Genomic DNA, 2356 nt, shown 5'->3' on the forward strand with positions numbered 1-2356 from the left:
CCGCCCGGCGCTCTTTTGGCTATCCTTCGCCCGCATTCCGGGAGATCGAACGATGGCGACGACGGCGGACTTCAAGAAGGGGTTCCGGATTCTCGTGGACGGGCAGCCGTGGGCGCTGGTGGAGCACACCATCCAGTCCCCTTCGGCGCGCGGCGGGCAGACGCTGGTCAAGGCCAAGCTGCGCAACCTCATCGACGGCTCGTTCATGGAGAAGGTCTGGAAGGCCGGCGAGTCGTTCGACGAGCCGGACCTCACCTTCCGCGTCGCCTCCTACCTCTACTCCGACAGCGAGGACGCCTACTTCATGGACACCGAGTCGTACGAGCAGTTCCAGCTGCCGCTGGAGAAGCTCGGCGACATGGTCCCCTGGCTGACCGAGAACATGGAGGTCCGCGCGATCCACTTCGGCGGCGAGGTGGCCAACATCGAGCTGCCGAAGGTTGTCGTGGTCGAGGTGCTCGAGACCGAGCCGACGGTGCGCGGCAACACCGCCTCGGGGAAGGTGCTCAAGCGGGCCGTGGTCGCCGGCGGCGTCGAGATCCAGGTGCCGCTCTACCTCGAGACGGGCGAGAAGATCGAGGTCGATCCGCTCGAGCGGCGCTTCATCCGCCGCGCGTAGGTTCCCCGCCGCCTCTTCTCCTTGCCGGCCGCCGGGCCGGCAAGGGATGGTCTCCGCGCCGCCGAGGGGCGCGGCGTGCGCCGACGCGACTCGCGGACGGACGGGCTGTACACGCAGACCGGCGCCGAGCTGGTTCCCGCGGCGCTGGACATCGTCCGCGACGTCGCGTAGAAGATTCCTGCCGGCCGCCGTCGACTTTCAACGGAAGGCGGAGCTTCCCGCCGAGAGAAGACGGCATCGTTGAATCGAACAAGATCGTGGCGCGTGTTTGCGAGTCGAGAAGGTCGCCATGCGCGCGGGCCCGGCCAAGAGGGGGGAACCTCCAGTGCCATGTCGGGGACGCGCTTCCTGCGGGGTTGCGGTTCTGGCGGCGGCTGTCGCGCTCGCGGCGACGGTGTCTTGCTCGGGGCCGAGCGACGCGTCGCTGTTGCGCGTGTTTCACGAGCATCGGGCGGCGTTCGTCGAACTGGCGGACCTGTCCGCCCGACATCCGGAAACGAGGGGGATGACGCCCGATTCCGCGGAGGTGCCCGCTCCGCCCATCGGCGCGCAACCGCGGAATGGCGAAGACTCGACGCCTGTCGTGCCGGGCTGGTCGCCGAAGCGGCAGCAGGAGTTCCGCCGCCTGACCGCCGCGGCGGGAGATCCGCATATGGTCGTCACGCCGGAGGCGGCTCCCGGCTGGACCTCCGATGATCTTCGACGGTTCAGGACGCTCTTCAAAGAGATTGGTCGCCTGACCGATGTTGGTTCCCGCAACGGACATGTGATGTTTGGGCTCTACCGGTCCGTCTTTGGGCCCTCTGTTCGCGAGCGCTGGATTGAGTGGTTGCCGAACGACGACGAGGCGACGCCGCTGGTCGCGGACATCAAGCACGCGGACGTGGATCAGGGGGCGGACGACAGGGGCAGATGGAAGGGATATCGCCGGATCGAGCCCCACTGGTACTTGGTCGGCTACGCATATCGTTGAGGCCCAACCGCCCGCGGCGTGTCGTGGGGCTGCGCCTCGCGCGTCGCCCCGCCGCGCGGCGGGAAAGGGCTGCGTCGCCGACGTCGTGGGGCGCTACTTGGTGCTGCAGGAAAAGCGCTGGGCCATGTCGGACGTCAAGGCGCGCCAAGGCGGCTGGGTTCGGCAGAACGCCTGCGTCGTGCCGATATCGGGCCGGCGGCCGCGAAGTGAGTTCCCTGGATGCCCGCGGGGCCTGCTCTCGGCCCGCGGCGGCCCGCTGCCGCCAGCCGCTTGAGGAAGGCGCCGAGGAATGACGCGTGGCGTGGCAAACAACGCGGAGGCCGAGAGCGGGGTTCGGTATCGAACTAAATACGCCGAATGATCAACCCCATTGAGGTTCCGAACATGGCGATGCGGCGAGAGTTGGTTGGAATCGCGTGTGCGTTTGTCATCGCTACGTGCTTCGCGGCAATTCCGGGATGCCGACCGGATCGCGTCAAGGCCGAGGCGGAGTCACGAGAGTCGAATCGGGCGGATCCGGCCGGTGAGGTTTGCGAACCGTCCGAACAATGGAGGAATCTGGATTCGGGAACGCAGTGTCGGATCCGCCTGCTCGCAGCTCGGTGCACTCCAGCGGACAAGTGCATGATCAAGTGCTACTTGGCGGGTGAACCCCCGATGTGGGTTCCGGAAAGTTTTGCCGGTCCAATTCCAGTAAGTCTTGCCGGTCCTCAAGTCCCGGGGAGAGCCCTGAGACTGTCGCCGCGGAGACGCCCGAGCGTCCG

At 67.2% G+C, this 2356-nt stretch carries 2 protein-coding genes; both read left to right on the top strand.

Going from position 1 to position 2356, the window contains the following annotated elements; translation table 11 throughout:
• Positions 1 to 52: 52 nt before the first annotated feature.
• Positions 53 to 619, top strand: a complete 567-nt coding sequence (locus LLG88_15710; GenBank protein MCE5248355.1) for an elongation factor P — start codon at positions 53 to 55, stop codon at positions 617 to 619.
• Between the two features lie 427 nt (positions 620 to 1046).
• Positions 1047 to 1592 (top strand): hypothetical protein, encoded by a 546-nt coding sequence (locus LLG88_15715; protein MCE5248356.1) that lies wholly within the window; start codon positions 1047 to 1049, stop codon positions 1590 to 1592.
• Positions 1593 to 2356 lie beyond the last annotated feature (764 nt).

The sequence above is a fragment of the bacterium genome (assembly GCA_021372775.1).
GTDB lineage: Bacteria > Acidobacteriota > Polarisedimenticolia > J045 > J045 > JAJFTU01.